Below are 14879 nucleotides of genomic sequence, written 5' to 3'. Positions count from 1 at the left end.
CGCTACATGGTTTATTCGTGTTCATCCAGAACAGCATAAATATTTCATCGATTGAAACATTTTCCATTCGCTTTGCGTTGGTAATGTTAGATGCATGAAGGGGAGTTGGGAAGGGGGCCGACATCATGCGACGAATCTTTGTGCTGGTATCTTTTGTGGTGCTCATCATCAATCTTGGATGCTCGGATGCCTATTCGATGAACGGACAGCAAGTGCGTTATGCCATCGATGAACGTGAAGATGTGCTGAATTATCATGGGATCGTGATCGAGAATCGGGACAAGCTCGATGCGTTTGTTGACCGTGATCGCAATGCTGTCCGCGTCGTGCAATACACGATCGAAGGTGATCCGATCTTCCTTGATCTCGCACATAAGGGGTCGTTGATCGAGATGCGTCATGATAATTCGAAAGATCAATATGGTACACCGGCGGTGACAACGACGACTTGTTCGCGGATGGAGAGGAAGGAGACGGCGACTGCTCTGACCTATACCTTAGAGGAATGCGATGGGAGAGGTACGGTTGATGTTCTCCATATCTCCTTTGATGTTGCTGCACAGGATGTTTTCGAATTCATATTAAATGTGAAGACGAGTACGTCGGCTACGACGGAACAAATGATGGAGATGAGTACATTTGATCATAAATGGGTGCAATCTCAACCAAATGGTGAAGTACCTGTGCAGCGTGAGTTAGAACTAGCAATCGAAGAAAGGCAGCGAATTTATAAAGAGATGGTGCTCGCGAATTTTTTGAGCGACAAGCCATTAGACACAGCATGCAGCGAGGAATCGCATACTCTTTATGACCTCAAGGTACGGATCAATGGAGGTGAGCAGCATGTGAAATGGAGCGCGTGTGATCAGAGCACACATGGGAAGCAAATGACACGGTTGGCAGAACGTATTCTACAGATCATACAGTCAAAAGGAGCAATGACATAACGACTAATAGGAGAGGGTTAAATGGTTCAGTGTACTTATGAAAGCGCTTATGATTATGATATGAAATATTCGAATGACATGCAGGGCTATGACCTGATAGTAGAATGGGCGAAGCGTCTTCAGGGTACGATTTTGGATCTGGGCTGCGGGACGGGGCGACTCGCGATTCCACTGGCCATGCAAGGCTTTGATGTAGAAGGTGTCGACATCAGTGAATCGATGCTGAAGCTCGCGAGATCGAAGACGGAAGAACGGAACCTTGATATTCCATTCTACGTGATGAATGTGACAGAGCTGAATGTACATAAGCCCTATGCGATGATGTTTATGGCCGGGAATACATTCCAGCACTTGCTGACGAACCTTGAGCAGGATCAATTGCTTCGTACCGTACATGAACATTTGCAAAAGGATGGGATCTTTATATTTGGGTTGCGCATGCCGAATCTCGAGGAGCTTGGCTCGATTCAGAACTATGAGGAACGTTATCGGAATGCATTGAATCAAGTTGTCGTCGAGGAATATGAGGAAATCTATAATCCAATGACGCAGGTATTGTCGTTCCATATCGTGAAAAATATTTATGGTAGAGGGAACCATCCCGAACAGACGGAGGAATTACGCCAAATCCGATATACATTCCCACTCGAATTAGAGCGGTTGCTTCAAGAGCATGCGTTTAGAATTGAACATCGTTATGGTTCATGGAATAAGGGGGAGGTCACAGAGGAGAGCAGAGAATTGATCTATGTGTGTCGCAAGTCCTAATGAAAGTGAAGGGGATGAGTTAATGAAAGAAGCAGCCGAGCGACCGGCTGCTTCTTGCTGTCTATAGATCGTTATCTTCGTGTTACGCGTGTCCAGAATCCTCCATGCAATCGTGTTGGCTCCATTGTGACGATGAAGGCTTTTGGATCACTAGCGAGGATGGAGCTGTATAGTTGGTTCTGATTCTTCCGCTTCGCGAGGACTTCCAGAATCAGTCGATGGCCGTCCCGGCCATCACCTAACCACGACGTGACGCCATAACCTAAATCACGCAGCTGATTCGGAATCCCGGATTGGACGTCCGTTACGATGACCTTCATCGTGACATAACCGAGGGCGATTTTCTCCTCGATCCATGACCCTACGAGAACACCTAGTCCATATCCTAAGGCATAGACAATCAGACTAATCGGTTGATTCACATATTGCAGCACCATATTCAATCCAAGCACATAAATCGTAATTTCCAGCGTACTGAGCCCTGCGGCCCAATACCGTTGACCTTTTAAGGTCAGAATCATTCTTAGAGTAAAAAAAGATACGTACACGATTTGAATCGCAAATATACTAATAAGTACAGATAACATGAAATCCGTCTCTCCCGTTCCTATGATTGATCGAAGTTGTCCATGTTCGAAACGTGACTTCATAATCATAAGACGGGAGAAAGTCTGTGTACACTAGTACTATTTGACAAGTACGGCACGTGTCCGGTGTTATTCGGTAATCGTTACGGTTACGGGTGAATACTCTGCGATCACGGTTTGCCCGTGGACGGATACGCTGCCTTCTGGCGTTAAATCCTTCTCGGTCATGATGCCAAGGGCGATGGTGAACTGATTGAATTTAATCGGTACCCCGGTCTCCCGACGAACCTCTTCGCCATTGAGATAGAAGACGACTTCATCTTTGACGCGGTTGTATGTTATTTTGTATGTGTTGAATTCTCTTGGTTTGAAGTTCGTATCTTCCTTGAAAATGCAGAAGTATCGCGTTCTATCCATTTTAGGCACTTCAACGCCTGGGAAGGGAAGTACGGCATAGACGCTAGCATACTTATCATTGCCTGCGAAGAAATCAAGCGCCGCACCTGTCGTAAAATCAAGCAGGTTTAGGGAAACATACCCATCATACAAATCTCCTGGGATCGTATTCTGCGTTCGTGCGCGAATTTGAAGCTCGAAGCTGACTTCGCCCGATTCCGGGACGATGACGTTCTCGACGGAATAATACATATGCTTGGCATTGTCCAAGATCTGAATGTTGTTATTCTGTCTGCTCAGCGGCGCACGAACGTAGAGGATGCCGTTTCGAACGATAACCACGGCGTCTGGCTCGCGATATTCCCAGAAAGAACCGTCAGGAAGCGGGAAACCGCCAATTTTCCAGACCTTCCCTTCGGATAGAATCGTATCAAAATCTCCAAAAATAAGTTGTTTCTCCATGTTAGCGCCTCATTTCTGTCTAGTGTTCGATTATTGGATGAGTCCTTGAATGATTAAACTAATGGCCATAATGCCGCCGCATCGAATGGCAGCTTTGGAGGATGCACCCATGAGCGGAAGATAAGCATGGGATTGATTCGTGCTCGCAAGGCGTCCGTATACGTTATAGATCGGATAGGCCGTAAGAAGCGCAACCAGCCCATAAATCGGTAGAATTCCTAACGCCACGCATAAGATTAAGGATCCGTAGGAGAGGAACATGAGAAATCTTGAGAATTTCAGCGAGCGCTGCTCTCCCCAGACGACGACAAGCGTATTTTTCCCCGAAGCCTTGTCTGCTTGCCAATGCAAGAAATGGTGATTAAATAGCAGCAGTGTCGTAAGCAGTCCTACCGGCAATGACAATAATACCGCGCGGTAATCGAAATGCCCCGTCTGTACATAATAGGCACCGGCAATGGGAAGAATCCCAAAAGATAATAAGATGGCGATTTCGCTATAGCCTTTGCCGCGGTAGCCGAATTTAAGCGGTGGTGCAACGTAGAAATATGCAATCAGACCGCCGATTAATCCGAGCACGAAAGCCCACCAACCGCTCAGGAAGCTAAGAATGACGCCGCACAGCACCGCAATCCCGAATAAGCTCCAAGTAATAGAAGCGAAGACTCGTTCAGGGATGATGCCATTCGCAAGGAATCCGGAGTTCGTCGAGATTAAACCTTCGGTCTGTTTGGCTGCTTCGTCGACACCGTTGCGGTAATCCCATAGATCATTGATCATATTCGAAAATAAGTGCGCTGCGCCAGAGCCGAGCAAAGTGATGAGTAGAAGAATGGGATGGAATACGCCGTCCCAGACATACGCGCCGAGAGCCCCTAATACAACAGGAATAAGCATGACGGGAATCACACGGATCCGCGTTGCTCGCATGAGGACTCTTAACTTGTCGTTCATGCAAATTCTCCTTTCTATGACAAATGTCCCATGATAATAAACAAACCAATTATAAAGCAATCTAATTAATTAATCTATCTAAATTTCCTTGCCTAATGTTCTCAAACCTGTCAATGATGCGGGGGGATCGGGATCACACTTGGGAATTGCATAGGAGGGGGGGCTATGTTAGAATAAAGTCATGAGGATGTACGTTAGAGAGGAAGTGATTCATGATGGAGAAAGAGCAAGTTGAGCAACAAGAGATGTCAACGCATGATTCATGCGGAAGTGGGAACCATCGGAAGAGTCATCATTCGGATAAAACGAAGAGCAACCTGATTAGTCGGTTGAATCGGATTGAAGGTCAAGTGCGAGGCGTGAAGGGCTTGATTGAGAAGGATACGTATTGTGATGATGTGCTGAATCAGATCGCATCCATTCAATCCGCGCTGAATGGCGTAGGGAAGCTGTTGCTTGAGCATCATATGAAGAGCTGTATCGTCGAACGGATTCAAGAAGGCGATAATGAGGTGCTCGATGAGCTGCTGACGACGATGAATAAATTAATGAAGTAATGCAGAATAAGAAGAGGGAGCGCCCCGAATCGTGGTAAAAAAGAAGATAAAGGGCAATCCTATTTTTCACTTGACAATTATAGGGTAGAGGGGTATACTAAAAACATAAGACGATGCATTGCATCAAATGAGCCTAAGGGAGCTGCTGCGACATGGAAAATAAAACATTTAATGTAGAAGGTATGTCTTGTAATCATTGTGTGAATTCGATTGAAGGTGCATTGAAACAAATCGGTGCGAATGGCAAGGTTGATCTTGGGGCAGGTACGGTTGCTGTTGAGTTCGATGGCAGTAAATTATCCGCTGCACAAATTAAAGAAGCGATTGAAGACCAAGGTTACGACGTGAAATAATCCTATAATAGTGGAAAGCCGTATCTCCGGTAGTTAAGGGGTACGGTTTTTTTATTTCGACAGGGCCGCTCTTGTACGAAGAGGGATGCGAAAGTTGTTGTTTTTCGTTATAATAGAGGGTAAGTACATATTAGATATTGAGAAAGTAGGTACAGCATGGGTCGTAAGTGGAATAACATCAAGGAAAAGAAAGCGTCGAAAGACGCAAACGTGAGTCGAGTATATGCCAAGTTCGGAGTCGAGATTTATGTTGCGGCTAAGAAAGGCGAACCAGATCCTGAATCGAACCGCGCCCTAAAAGTTGTTCTTGAGCGTGCAAAGACATACAACGTTCCGAAAGCGATCATTGATCGTGCGTTGGATAAAGCAAAAGGCAGCGCAGAAGAGAATTACGAAGAGCTTCGTTACGAAGGATTCGGTCCGAACGGATCGATGGTGATCGTCGATGCGCTGACGAATAACGTTAACCGTACGGCTTCCGCAGTACGCTCAGCTTTTAACAAAAATGGCGGCAACATGGGTGTTAACGGATCCGTTGCATATATGTTCGATGCGACTGCCGTAATCGGTCTTGAAGGGAAAACTGTCGATGAAGTCATCGAAATTTTGCTCGAAGCTGATGTTGATGTTCGTGACGTCGTTGAGGAAGACGAGACAGTGATGGTATACGCTGATCCTGATCAGTTCCATGCTGTTCAAGAGGCCTTCAAGCAAGTGGGAATTACGGAATTCACCGTTGCAGAGCTTACAATGTTGGCTCAGTCTGATGTAACATTACCTGAAGACTCCCAAGCGCAATTCGAGAAAATGATCGATGCGCTCGAAGATCTTGAAGATGTTCAGCAAGTGTATCACAACGTAGAACTATAGAAATTGCTGATGAAAGCCGCAGATGATGCGGCTTTTTTTTTGCGTCTATTTCATGAATAATGTTAGACTTGGATTATATGGGTTTATATGGTACGCAAAGGAGGTTTTCGGTTATGACTTTCATTTTCCAACCGATGACAAGAGAGCATGCGCAGAACATCATGCGTTGGCGCTACCAGACGCCATACGATTTCTATAATTTTGACAATGATGATGAAGTGTTGATGGAACTGCTGAGTGGTGAATATTACAGTGTCTCTCAAGATCAAGATCAAGATCAAGATCCTTCGTTGATCATCGGATTCTTCTGCATTGGCAACACCGCTAGAGTACCAGGGGGATACGCGGCGGGAATCTATGTGGATGACAGCTTCATGGATATTGGGCTCGGTCTCGCGCCGTCACGGACTGGAATAGGAATGGGAAAAGCCTTTGTGCAGGAAGGGATGGATTATCTTAGACATCAATTCGATCAATCGAAATTCCGTCTCGTTGTCGCGAGTTTTAACCAAAGAGCAATACAAGTCTATCGGGATAATGGATTCGTAGAGCATGGCTTGGTGATTAGCAGCGTTCAGGGGCAAGATGTGGAGTTTCTATGTATGATCGCAGAGAATTAAATCGCTTGGTAACGATCCCTGGTCTCTTTATTTTATTATTTCCCAATCCTAGAATAAGAATGCGAACGAAGAAAGTTGGTAGATTGGATGATATCACAAGCAATCATTATACAGAATCATAACGTGTTGATGGTCAGGCAGTTCGTCGACAGAGGGGATATCATCTGGAATTATCCTGGCGGCGGAATTGAGGATGGAGAAACGCCTGAACGTGCGTGTATAAGAGAAGTATTAGAAGAGACGGGCTATGAGATCCAAATATCGAAATTACTATCCTACACAAATGGGAAATACACGTATGAAGCTCAGATCATTGGCGGCGAGATAGGATTGGATAGGTCCAATGCTGACAATGACGATATTGTAGAAGTTGCTTGGATTTCAATGCAAGATGATTCGAAGTTCGATACCTATACCAGGCCGATATTGGATTTGATCAGGAGTAACTGAGATAACCTGTGAGGAGCGGAGGCGCCTACGATGAGAAGGATAAACATTGTATATTCATTAATGACGAATGAGACGAAATCTAAGATCCTAATGGTGAAGAATGATGACAACGGAAAATGGACGCTCCCAGGCGGCCTCGTAGAAGAGGGGGAATCACTTGAATCTGCTGCCATTCGAGAAGCCAAAGAAGAGACGGGCCTCGATATTCAAGTTCATGGCATCGTTGCAGTCAATGAAGCCATCTTGGAGAAACAGCAGGAGCATGCGGTGTTTTTTACATTCAAGCAGAAATTACTGGGGGTACACAAACCATATTAAGACCTGACGAGATTCAAGATATTCAATGGATTGACTTAGAGCAAGCGGATCAATTGATGCCTTATTATCTAGAAGGGCTGCGTGAGATTGTTCGTAGAGATGTCGAAGTTACCTATTTTAATGAACAGAGTATAGTCGCAAAGGAGAATCTGAAGATGAGTAAGCGTATTGTATGCGTAGATCATGTGCAATTACCTGTTAGTGACCTAATAGAAGCTACGGCATGGTATTCCAAAATACTCGAATTAGAAGTCATGTCCGAAGGGTGGTTGAAATTTAGCGAGGGACCAGTACTTATGCTTCACTACACCAACAAAGATACAAAGGTTGCTTGGCGTTCCGATACGGACTTTCCTATGCCGGCATTTATGTTATTATCCAACAACATTGAGCAATTACATCGCGTTTTAATCGAGAACAACGTCTTCATTCGAATGTATCAAGATGAAGGATTCGGTATTGTCCTCAAGTTCGTGGATCCATTTGGCAATGAGCTCGGCGCATATCAACCTCACGCTCGATAAGGTGGCGGTATGGCACATATTTTGATCGTTGGCGGTACGTATCCTGAACATAAGCAGATGATTTCATTATCGGCTGGAATCATTCGGGCTATACAAGAGGAGAAACCTATAGCTCTTGTCGGAACGCTGAAGCCATGGCATATGAGACTTTAATTCTAATCAAATATGTGGGAGAAATGAAAGGGAAACGTATGAAGATTACAATGTATCAAGAATCCTATCAAACGAAGTTGTTTGACATGGTTCGCAGCCATGTGCGTCAAGTTCCTCCATTTATCGAATTGAAGTATGAGGAGTTCCTGGAGATCTTGCATCACCCTGGTCACATGACGGATCAATGGTATGGTGCCGAAGAACGAGATTGCAAAATCTTCTTGGCGATCCAAGAAGGCGAGTTGATTGCAGCGGCAGGGCTATCGTTCCCGTTGCCTGATTGTCCAAGCGAGCAAGGCGCATCTGAACAAGATGTGGATTTGCTCTGGATGGTCGGAGACCCAGTATCATTGAAGGAACTCAAGGCGTTCTATCATCATCTTCATCAAATCGCTCTTGATTACGGATGCGAATCTATTCATATATCTCGGAATCCTTTTGGAGCTGGCTGGGCAGGTATACCGGATTGCTGGCCACATTTACTAGATGCTGTACGCAGCGTAAATGGTTATGAAGAGGAGCTTTGGACATGTTATTGGTCTGACGGACCATTGCAACTACGAGAGTTGCCGCATGGTTATCATGTGAATCTATCGAACAATCTGCAAGAGCTGCAGCTCCGTTACGAACTTATGGCAGATGATCACATGATCGGTGAAATCGACGTTTGGACGCCTTCGGCCCAAGCTCGTTCTTTAACGGATGAAGGCTGTGCTGCCATCGAATGGATTGAAATTTCAGAGGCGTATCGGGGCCAAGGTCTAGGGCATGCCATGTTATCACATATGTATAACAGCTGTGCGGTATTCGGGTTCAAACGGTTCATCCTCTGGACGGATACGCCTGAGATGAAGCGATTAGCGATAAAGTCAGGTTTCCATGAAGGACCTATTTTCCATTGGATCACGACTCGATTACGGGATACGACACCAATTTATGAAACGGCGGAGGTTCGAGAATGATTAGACAATGTACGGCAACGGATGTCGATGCCATGTTCCAGATTATTAATGACGCAGCATCAGCGTATAAAGGGATTATACCGGATGATCGGTATCATGAACCCTATATGGCATTGGATGAGTTAACCCGTGAAATCTCCGACGGAGTCACTTTCTGGGGATATGAAGAGGATGACCATTTCATTGGCGTCATGGGCATTCAGGATAAAGGGGATGTATCCTTAATTCGACATGCTTACGTTAGAACTAATCAACGAAATAGTGGCGTGGGTACGAAGCTGCTCTCTCACCTGACAAGATTAACGAACAAACCAATCCTCATCGGAACATGGGATTCTGCCACATGGGCCATTCGTTTTTATGAGAAGAATGGATTCTATCTTGTCTCTCACGAGGAGAAAGAAACCTTGCTGCAGAAATATTGGAACGTCCCGAGAAGACAGATCGAGACGTCTGTCGTATTGCGTAATCGATAACGTCTAGAGAGGTAGGCCGTGAACCTGACAATCAATCTGATTAGGTCAGATTGATGACGAACAAGAGGAGTGATGGATAATGAATATGGATCAGATATACCTCATTACTGACATACCCGGGTTTACCCCTCAAATCAGTCGTCTAATCTCCATGATGAACTATGCGCGGCATACGACACTGGAGGCGACCCGCGGCTTAACTGTTGAGCAATTGGATTATTTAATCGATTCCGATCATAATTCGATCGGTGCATTGTTATTGCATTCTGCGGCGGTAGAGTATGCCTATCAAGTAATGACGTTCGGGCAAAGAGAATTATCGGAAGAAGAATGGTTAGAATGGGGCCCGGCGCTTCGATTAGGAGACGAAGGGCGTCGCATGATCAAGGGGAATGAACTGAATTACTACATCGATCGGTTGGAACAAGTAAGGACGAGAACTTTTGAATTGTTCGCAACGGTCGATGATGACTGGTTGAACACGGAAGAATCCTTCTGGTACAACAAGCCAGCCAATTATTATTTCATGTGGTATCACGTCTTTGAAGATGAGATTAACCACAGAGGCCAGATCAGAATGATTCGTAAGAGATTCGGATAAGAAGCTGAATGGAGAGACAAGGATGAATCAGACAAGAATTGTAACCAGTACCGACGAAGAATCGCAATATGTCTTCAGCAAATTGCTTGAATATAATGCTTCGCACGTACCGAACGGTCGTTATGAGGAGGTGAAGTTATGTGTCAAAAATGCCCAGGACGAGATTGTTGCAGGACTAAATGGGGCGATCAAATGGAATTGGATGGAGGTTAACATCTTGTGGGTTGACCGTGATCACCGCCGGCAAGGATATGGACAGCAATTGTTAGCAGAGGCGGAACGGATCGCAAGAGAACAACAATGTACGATGATAAAGTTACATACATTTAGTTTTCAGGCGCCTGAATTTTATCCGAAGTTAGGTTATCGTGTTTTTGCTACGGTCGATAACGCGCCTACGGGTCATCAATACTACTACTTCATGAAGGAGCTGACGTAGACTTTGCCTATGAGATCGATCGAGATGGAGAACCGGTCGTATTGACAAGAGATTGTGTGACGTATCTTGCTGCACAAGGTGAGCGTCCTGACTGAATGAAAGTGGAGGTGAAGACTATGATGATGCCAACGCACATTGTAGCGGTAGGCGGTATTGTGGAGAATGAGCGAGGGGAGATCTTACTCGTGAAGACGAAAGATGGCGGCTGGGTATTCCCTGGAGGGCAAGTTGAAGTTGGTGAAAACCTGATCGAAGGATTAAGTCGAGAAATCAAGGAAGAGAGCGGCATAGATACGGTCGTTCGTCAGATGATCGGTGTCTATTCGAATACAAGTACATACAAGTGGTATGACGGGATCACGGATGTCCCGACCAAAGTGATATTAGATTTTATCTGTATTCCAGTTGGCGGTGAACTGACGACTTCGGAGGAAACGTCGGATTGTAGGTGGGTCAAGAAAGATGAAGTTCTCGATCTGATCACGGCCCTCGCAATTCGTCTACGGTATCAAGCCTATCTTGATTTCACGGGGCAAGTGAACTATGTGGCGTATGATACCAAACCTGAATTCGAATTGAAGCTTACGAGACAGGTCTAATATGGTACAAGAGACCGTGAAATGGGAAGAACGACTGCTAGAAGAAGGATTAGAGATCATTGCGCTGTGTAAGGCCATGACCCAAGACGTGTGGCATGCTCATTACGGTGCAGCAGGCATCGCAAGTTATTTTTTCGTGAAAGAAAATCCGTTGCCTGATGACATTCGGACATTGATTCTAGATCAAGCCACCAAGATGTTGAAGACCCATACTTTCGGAAAAATGACTGAGGACGAATCTCAAATCAAGACGTATCGATACGCAGAACAACAAATAATTAGCGCGCTGGAGAGGACGATTCATGAACTGCATTGGGTAGGGCACCATGTTATCTATTCGGCTATTGCTCTTCTTGCGATCCGAGAGCTCGAAGCATGGGGGACAGAGAGCCAAATCGATGGAATTGTACAGTTGGTCCGCTCTTTTGAGAATACCATTCCTGGCCGCTCTTGGTTCGGTCTATCAACGAAGGAAGTAAAGAAGCTAGGGATCGATGCTGATGATGTTTTTCCACAGATCCATAACCCGAGTGACTTATCAGCGTTTGTATTATCGGAGCTAGCTGCATTTGAAGTCATTTATCACGCAGAAGCCCACCACGATTTGATCGGCCATATGCTTACGTTCGCCCATGCATTGAATATTCTGCATGATCTGGGCTATGAATCATTGTTTCATAAGGGATTGCATCCACTGTTTAAGATGGTCAAAGTATTGAGAATGAGTCAAAACATGCAGCCGGACGATAATGTTCCTTTATTTTCTCCTGTTGACCGGTTACCAATGATGAAGAAGCAATCGGTGCAATATCTGCCGCTCGAGAAGGCATTCTGGACACACGATCATCAGAAGTCGGATTGGGATTTTGGACATGTGTTTAAATTTACTTATAGCTATTACAACCATGTAAAGAGAGTACCCCGATCGATCGGGGAGGCTTCACAGCATAATTTTCGTTATGTGATCAGTTTATAGAAATGCTGCAAATCGGGGATATGAGAATGATTGAATTGCAAGAAGCGATAGCATCAGGTCGAACGGCCGAGATATTCGAATATGAAGATGGTTATGTCTTAAAATTATTCAAATCTAGCATTCCTGAGGGGATCATTGATCAAGAATTTAGAATTAGTCAATCTGTGCATCATGCAGGCGTACCTGTCCCAAAGGCGATCAAGATGGTACATATTCAGGATCGCAAAGGCATCGTCTATGAACGAATCGCGGGCGAGACAATGCTAAATCGAATCAAGAAGAGACCATGGTCAATGATCCGAGAATCAAAACGAATGGCGAAGCTTCACACCGCAATCCATCGAATGAACATGATCGATCTGCCGTCCCAATATGACATTTTAATGGCGCAAATTGCTCAGGCTCCCCTGCTGACAGAACATGAAAAAGTGGATGTTACGCACAGGATGTCCGAACTAGAGCGAGATACCAAGCTGTGTCACGGGGACTTCCATCCGGATAATATTGTGCTGTCAGAGCGTGAATGGATTATCGATTGGATGACGGGGACGATGGGACAACCAGCAGCGGATATCGCGCGTACAGTAATCTTGCTTAAGATAGGTACAATGCCGGATGATACACCGCGATGGGTAGTCTATGTATTCTCACGTTGGAGAAGGCTCATTCTTTCCGTATATCTCAGGCAGTATCTGGCGAATTCGAACGTAACCGAACAATCGATTGATGATTGGATGATTCCGGTCGCAGCCGCGAGACTCGCCGAAGGTGTGCCCGATCAAGAAAAGCATACGATTGTTAAATTTATTAGGCAGAATCTCAACAAGGCTCAAATAGGATCAAAGTGAACGATGGTTATATTTTTGAAAGGAGTGATGTGGTATGAATAACAAGGATCATCAGCAATTACTTAAACTAGGCAGGTATTTAACAACGTAGAGAGTCCATTTATCGTCGGATTTCTCTACAACACTTAGGAGGAGTTCGGAATGATCACGATGCAAGCGATTGATAAACAAAATTGGGAAGAATGTATCAGTCTTAAGACGAAAAAGGAACAGGAACGGTTCATTGCGTCAAATCTCTATTCGATTGCACAAGTTCAATTTCTTGAGCAATTTGAGGCTAAAGCGATTTATGTTGACCAGCAGATGGTCGGATTCACGTTATTTGGACTAGATTCCGATGACAGTAACTATTGGATCTATCGTTTCATGATCGATGAGCGGTTTCAGGGTCTTGGATATGGCAAGGCGGCATTCCAGCTGATCATCGAGTCGATTAGACAACGTGAGGATCGGACCGATGTTCTTATGATCAGCTATGCGCCTATGAATGAGCAGGCGAGAGGGCTCTACACCGCTGCAGGCTTTAAGGAATTAGGTATCATGCCATGGTCCGGTGGTGAAGTCGTTGCGAAGTATACATTTTGAGAGAACAACTTAGATAATAGAAACGAGGCTATATCGATGAAACGTGTAAATGTCGCATCTGTGTTAATCCATGATGAGCAAGGAAGAATTCTAGTCGTACAGAACGGTCAAGGAACTTCCTCTTACTGGAGTCTGCCCGGTGGTGAAGTAGAAGAGGGTGAAACGCTGGAACAAGGCGCCATCCGTGAGGCCAAAGAAGAGACGGGATATGATATTGCGATTACGGGATTAAATTCCTTGCGGGAGATGTACTTTACTGCGCGGGAAAGTCATGCCCTCATTATTACTTTTACCGCTATAATTATTGGCGGATCGATCCAATTACAAGATCCGGACCAAGATATTGTCGATGTGCGTTGGGTTGATGTGCATACAGCGAAGGAGCTCATGCCAGACTTCATCGAGAGGTTTCGATTGAACACGGATCACGATAAATCGCTAGCATTTTATGCATTTGAAGGGGTCAAGCCATAGAGATGATGTGCTCTGCCTTGGCCCGTACTATCATTTTGTAGGAAATAAGTTGTCCTATTAATTCATCGTACGGTGAACAGCATATAACCCCTGCACTACAGCGTTCTAGTGAATAGCTGTGGTACAGGGGTTTTTCAGTTGCTGTTAGGTAGTTACTGGATCAGCCTTCACGGTGAACAGAACGGTGTGCATGGAGACTCTGTTGCCGAGAATGATGGTGCCTTCACCGGATCCATCTTCCGCCGTTTCGCTCCGCTCCGCTTTTTCTTTTCTCCGTTCACCATGGGACTGCTTGAAGGAATCACTTTTCACCCAACCATCGAATGCTTCGCGATGTTCCCAGACCGTGTTTACTTTGAGCTCATCATATTCTTCTAAGTTCTGGGTTAGCCAGAGTTCCATGGAGATGAAGCCAGGCATGAGGTGAACGCCTTTCGGGTTCTGAAATCGCTCAGCGATGGACTCGCCATGGCCTTTGCGGATTTGAATTGTATTGGTCACAACAATCATGGATCGACACTCCTTGGGAATGAATTTATGTTTTGCTCTAGAAAAATTACGACGTCTCGTGCATCTTCTCCGCCCATATAAGCATGACGGAGGAGGGAGATGCCATGTGGACCTGTGGCAAACCTCGCTGATGGATGAGCCTCAACAATACTCTTCACCACGTCCACATACCCGAGCATCGCAGCTGCGAATAGATCCAAATGTGCGCCTTGATCGAGCAGATAGCGAGCAATGTCTTGCCTGCCTACATGGGCAGCGGCTCCTAAGGCGGTCTCCCAATCCGCACCACCCCAGTTCATCGCGGCATGCAGCAAGCCGGGTTCTACTTCCAGCATGGATTGAACCGTTGCCAGATCATGATGTGCACTGGCTACAAATTGCCGGACGAGCTCTGTTGGAATGGCAGAGGGGGTGGATTGCTGTTCTAATGGTTGTTCCATGTTCAACGCC

24 protein-coding genes are annotated in these 14879 nt (G+C 45.4%); 19 read left to right on the top strand and 5 right to left on the bottom strand.

Annotated features, from left to right (window positions below; translation table 11 throughout):
- The first annotated feature begins 125 nt into the window (after positions 1-125).
- Together GCU39_RS11620 and GCU39_RS11615 are read left to right on the top strand one after the other, a co-directional pair.
- Positions 126-947 carry a DUF4362 domain-containing protein gene (locus tag GCU39_RS11620; protein ID WP_152393655.1) on the top strand — a complete coding sequence of 274 codons (822 nt, stop codon included), beginning with the start codon at positions 126-128 and terminating at the stop codon, positions 945-947.
- A 21-nt stretch (positions 948-968) separates the two neighbouring features.
- Positions 969-1715, top strand: coding sequence for a class I SAM-dependent DNA methyltransferase (locus tag GCU39_RS11615; protein ID WP_152393654.1), 747 nt, complete (start codon positions 969-971; stop codon positions 1713-1715).
- A gap of 71 nt (positions 1716-1786) precedes the next feature.
- Here GCU39_RS11615 and GCU39_RS11610 read toward each other — a convergent pair whose 3' ends face one another.
- The 3 genes from GCU39_RS11610 to GCU39_RS11600 form a co-directional block, all read right to left on the bottom strand.
- On the bottom strand, positions 1787-2302 hold the full coding sequence (locus tag GCU39_RS11610; RefSeq protein WP_152393653.1) for a DUF2179 domain-containing protein: 516 nt from the start codon (positions 2300-2302) through the stop codon (positions 1787-1789).
- 129 nt (positions 2303-2431) lie between these two features.
- Positions 2432-3160 carry a DUF6081 family protein gene (locus GCU39_RS11605; protein WP_152393652.1) on the bottom strand — a complete coding sequence of 243 codons (729 nt, stop codon included), beginning with the start codon at positions 3158-3160 and terminating at the stop codon, positions 2432-2434.
- A 30-nt stretch (positions 3161-3190) separates the two neighbouring features.
- Complete coding sequence (locus GCU39_RS11600; RefSeq protein WP_152393651.1) at positions 3191-4114, bottom strand: prenyltransferase; 924 nt, start codon at positions 4112-4114, stop codon at positions 3191-3193.
- Positions 4115-4329: 215 nt separating this feature from the next.
- On the opposite strand from GCU39_RS11600, the gene GCU39_RS11595 reads away from it, so the two are divergent.
- From GCU39_RS11595 to GCU39_RS11525, 17 genes are all read left to right on the top strand, one after another.
- Positions 4330-4671, top strand: a complete 342-nt coding sequence (locus GCU39_RS11595) for a metal-sensitive transcriptional regulator (RefSeq protein WP_407671705.1) — start codon at positions 4330-4332, stop codon at positions 4669-4671.
- A gap of 152 nt (positions 4672-4823) precedes the next feature.
- A complete protein-coding gene (locus GCU39_RS11590; RefSeq protein ID WP_152393650.1) occupies positions 4824-5024 on the top strand; it encodes a copper ion binding protein in 201 nt (66 codons plus the stop codon).
- Positions 5025-5180: 156 nt separating this feature from the next.
- On the top strand, positions 5181-5894 hold the full coding sequence (locus GCU39_RS11585; RefSeq protein WP_152393649.1) for a YebC/PmpR family DNA-binding transcriptional regulator: 714 nt from the start codon (positions 5181-5183) through the stop codon (positions 5892-5894).
- Between the two features lie 113 nt (positions 5895-6007).
- Positions 6008-6514: a GNAT family N-acetyltransferase gene (locus tag GCU39_RS11580; protein ID WP_193726886.1), complete on the top strand. Its 507-nt coding sequence runs from the start codon at positions 6008-6010 to the stop codon at positions 6512-6514.
- Between the two features lie 87 nt (positions 6515-6601).
- A complete protein-coding gene (locus GCU39_RS11575; protein ID WP_152393647.1) occupies positions 6602-6964 on the top strand; it encodes an NUDIX hydrolase in 363 nt (120 codons plus the stop codon).
- Positions 6965-6994: 30 nt separating this feature from the next.
- Complete coding sequence (locus GCU39_RS11570) at positions 6995-7282, top strand: NUDIX hydrolase (protein ID WP_227793550.1); 288 nt, start codon at positions 6995-6997, stop codon at positions 7280-7282.
- Positions 7283-7437: 155 nt separating this feature from the next.
- Entirely contained in the window at positions 7438-7806 is a 369-nt protein-coding gene (locus tag GCU39_RS31480; protein ID WP_193727020.1) for a VOC family protein, read from the top strand.
- 9 nt (positions 7807-7815) lie between these two features.
- Complete coding sequence (locus GCU39_RS31475) at positions 7816-7959, top strand: hypothetical protein (protein ID WP_193726885.1); 144 nt, start codon at positions 7816-7818, stop codon at positions 7957-7959.
- A 38-nt stretch (positions 7960-7997) separates the two neighbouring features.
- Complete coding sequence (locus GCU39_RS11565; protein WP_193726884.1) at positions 7998-8921, top strand: GNAT family N-acetyltransferase; 924 nt, start codon at positions 7998-8000, stop codon at positions 8919-8921.
- Positions 8918-9397 (top strand): GNAT family N-acetyltransferase, encoded by a 480-nt coding sequence (locus tag GCU39_RS11560; protein WP_152393645.1) that lies wholly within the window; start codon positions 8918-8920, stop codon positions 9395-9397. The genes GCU39_RS11565 and GCU39_RS11560 overlap by 4 nt, the downstream gene beginning before the upstream one ends.
- A gap of 79 nt (positions 9398-9476) precedes the next feature.
- Positions 9477-9998, top strand: coding sequence for a DinB family protein (locus GCU39_RS11555; protein WP_227793549.1), 522 nt, complete (start codon positions 9477-9479; stop codon positions 9996-9998).
- 22 nt (positions 9999-10020) lie between these two features.
- Positions 10021-10437, top strand: a complete 417-nt coding sequence (locus GCU39_RS11550) for a GNAT family N-acetyltransferase (RefSeq protein ID WP_152393644.1) — start codon at positions 10021-10023, stop codon at positions 10435-10437.
- 116 nt (positions 10438-10553) lie between these two features.
- Positions 10554-11036: an NUDIX hydrolase gene (locus GCU39_RS11545; RefSeq protein ID WP_152393643.1), complete on the top strand. Its 483-nt coding sequence runs from the start codon at positions 10554-10556 to the stop codon at positions 11034-11036.
- Position 11037: 1 nt separating this feature from the next.
- Positions 11038-12012 (top strand): hypothetical protein, encoded by a 975-nt coding sequence (locus tag GCU39_RS11540; RefSeq protein WP_152393642.1) that lies wholly within the window; start codon positions 11038-11040, stop codon positions 12010-12012.
- Between the two features lie 26 nt (positions 12013-12038).
- Entirely contained in the window at positions 12039-12860 is an 822-nt protein-coding gene (locus GCU39_RS11535; RefSeq protein WP_193726883.1) for a phosphotransferase family protein, read from the top strand.
- Positions 12861-13001: 141 nt separating this feature from the next.
- Positions 13002-13445, top strand: a complete 444-nt coding sequence (locus GCU39_RS11530) for a GNAT family N-acetyltransferase (protein ID WP_152393640.1) — start codon at positions 13002-13004, stop codon at positions 13443-13445.
- A 36-nt stretch (positions 13446-13481) separates the two neighbouring features.
- Entirely contained in the window at positions 13482-13919 is a 438-nt protein-coding gene (locus GCU39_RS11525; protein WP_152393639.1) for an NUDIX hydrolase, read from the top strand.
- Positions 13920-14063: 144 nt separating this feature from the next.
- Here the strand turns inward: GCU39_RS11525 and GCU39_RS11520 are convergent, their stop codons facing one another.
- Both GCU39_RS11520 and GCU39_RS11515 read right to left on the bottom strand, forming a co-directional pair.
- On the bottom strand, positions 14064-14429 hold the full coding sequence (locus GCU39_RS11520) for an antibiotic biosynthesis monooxygenase (RefSeq protein WP_152393638.1): 366 nt from the start codon (positions 14427-14429) through the stop codon (positions 14064-14066).
- Positions 14426-14869, bottom strand: a complete 444-nt coding sequence (locus tag GCU39_RS11515) for an ankyrin repeat domain-containing protein (RefSeq protein WP_152393637.1) — start codon at positions 14867-14869, stop codon at positions 14426-14428. The genes GCU39_RS11520 and GCU39_RS11515 overlap by 4 nt, the downstream gene beginning before the upstream one ends.
- Between the last annotated feature and the right edge of the window lie 10 nt (positions 14870-14879).

The organism is Paenibacillus guangzhouensis, from assembly GCF_009363075.1.
GTDB lineage: Bacteria > Bacillota > Bacilli > Paenibacillales > Paenibacillaceae > Paenibacillus_K > Paenibacillus_K guangzhouensis.
This window is presented reverse-complemented; position numbering and strand designations above follow the sequence as displayed.

Excerpts from the sequence above, each read along its gene's own strand:
- GCU39_RS11620 (WP_152393655.1), top strand. The coding sequence starts at position 126 with ATGCGACGAATCTTTGTGCTGGTATCTTTTGTGGTGCTCATCATCAAT.
- GCU39_RS11615 (WP_152393654.1), top strand. The coding sequence starts at position 969 with ATGGTTCAGTGTACTTATGAAAGCGCTTATGATTATGATATGAAATAT.
- GCU39_RS11610 (WP_152393653.1), bottom strand. The coding sequence starts at position 2,302 with ATGTTATCTGTACTTATTAGTATATTTGCGATTCAAATCGTGTACGTA.
- GCU39_RS11605 (WP_152393652.1), bottom strand. The coding sequence starts at position 3,160 with ATGGAGAAACAACTTATTTTTGGAGATTTTGATACGATTCTATCCGAA.
- GCU39_RS11600 (WP_152393651.1), bottom strand. The coding sequence starts at position 4,114 with ATGAACGACAAGTTAAGAGTCCTCATGCGAGCAACGCGGATCCGTGTG.
- GCU39_RS11595 (WP_407671705.1), top strand. The coding sequence starts at position 4,330 with ATGGAGAAAGAGCAAGTTGAGCAACAAGAGATGTCAACGCATGATTCA.
- GCU39_RS11590 (WP_152393650.1), top strand. The coding sequence starts at position 4,824 with ATGGAAAATAAAACATTTAATGTAGAAGGTATGTCTTGTAATCATTGT.
- GCU39_RS11585 (WP_152393649.1), top strand. The coding sequence starts at position 5,181 with ATGGGTCGTAAGTGGAATAACATCAAGGAAAAGAAAGCGTCGAAAGAC.
- GCU39_RS11580 (WP_193726886.1), top strand. The coding sequence starts at position 6,008 with ATGACTTTCATTTTCCAACCGATGACAAGAGAGCATGCGCAGAACATC.
- GCU39_RS11575 (WP_152393647.1), top strand. The coding sequence starts at position 6,602 with ATGATATCACAAGCAATCATTATACAGAATCATAACGTGTTGATGGTC.
- GCU39_RS11570 (WP_227793550.1), top strand. The coding sequence starts at position 6,995 with ATGAGAAGGATAAACATTGTATATTCATTAATGACGAATGAGACGAAA.
- GCU39_RS31480 (WP_193727020.1), top strand. The coding sequence starts at position 7,438 with ATGAGTAAGCGTATTGTATGCGTAGATCATGTGCAATTACCTGTTAGT.
- GCU39_RS31475 (WP_193726885.1), top strand. The coding sequence starts at position 7,816 with ATGGCACATATTTTGATCGTTGGCGGTACGTATCCTGAACATAAGCAG.
- GCU39_RS11565 (WP_193726884.1), top strand. The coding sequence starts at position 7,998 with ATGAAGATTACAATGTATCAAGAATCCTATCAAACGAAGTTGTTTGAC.
- GCU39_RS11560 (WP_152393645.1), top strand. The coding sequence starts at position 8,918 with ATGATTAGACAATGTACGGCAACGGATGTCGATGCCATGTTCCAGATT.
- GCU39_RS11555 (WP_227793549.1), top strand. The coding sequence starts at position 9,477 with ATGAATATGGATCAGATATACCTCATTACTGACATACCCGGGTTTACC.
- GCU39_RS11550 (WP_152393644.1), top strand. The coding sequence starts at position 10,021 with ATGAATCAGACAAGAATTGTAACCAGTACCGACGAAGAATCGCAATAT.
- GCU39_RS11545 (WP_152393643.1), top strand. The coding sequence starts at position 10,554 with ATGATGATGCCAACGCACATTGTAGCGGTAGGCGGTATTGTGGAGAAT.
- GCU39_RS11540 (WP_152393642.1), top strand. The coding sequence starts at position 11,038 with ATGGTACAAGAGACCGTGAAATGGGAAGAACGACTGCTAGAAGAAGGA.
- GCU39_RS11535 (WP_193726883.1), top strand. The coding sequence starts at position 12,039 with ATGATTGAATTGCAAGAAGCGATAGCATCAGGTCGAACGGCCGAGATA.
- GCU39_RS11530 (WP_152393640.1), top strand. The coding sequence starts at position 13,002 with ATGATCACGATGCAAGCGATTGATAAACAAAATTGGGAAGAATGTATC.
- GCU39_RS11525 (WP_152393639.1), top strand. The coding sequence starts at position 13,482 with ATGAAACGTGTAAATGTCGCATCTGTGTTAATCCATGATGAGCAAGGA.
- GCU39_RS11520 (WP_152393638.1), bottom strand. The coding sequence starts at position 14,429 with ATGATTGTTGTGACCAATACAATTCAAATCCGCAAAGGCCATGGCGAG.
- GCU39_RS11515 (WP_152393637.1), bottom strand. The coding sequence starts at position 14,869 with ATGGAACAACCATTAGAACAGCAATCCACCCCCTCTGCCATTCCAACA.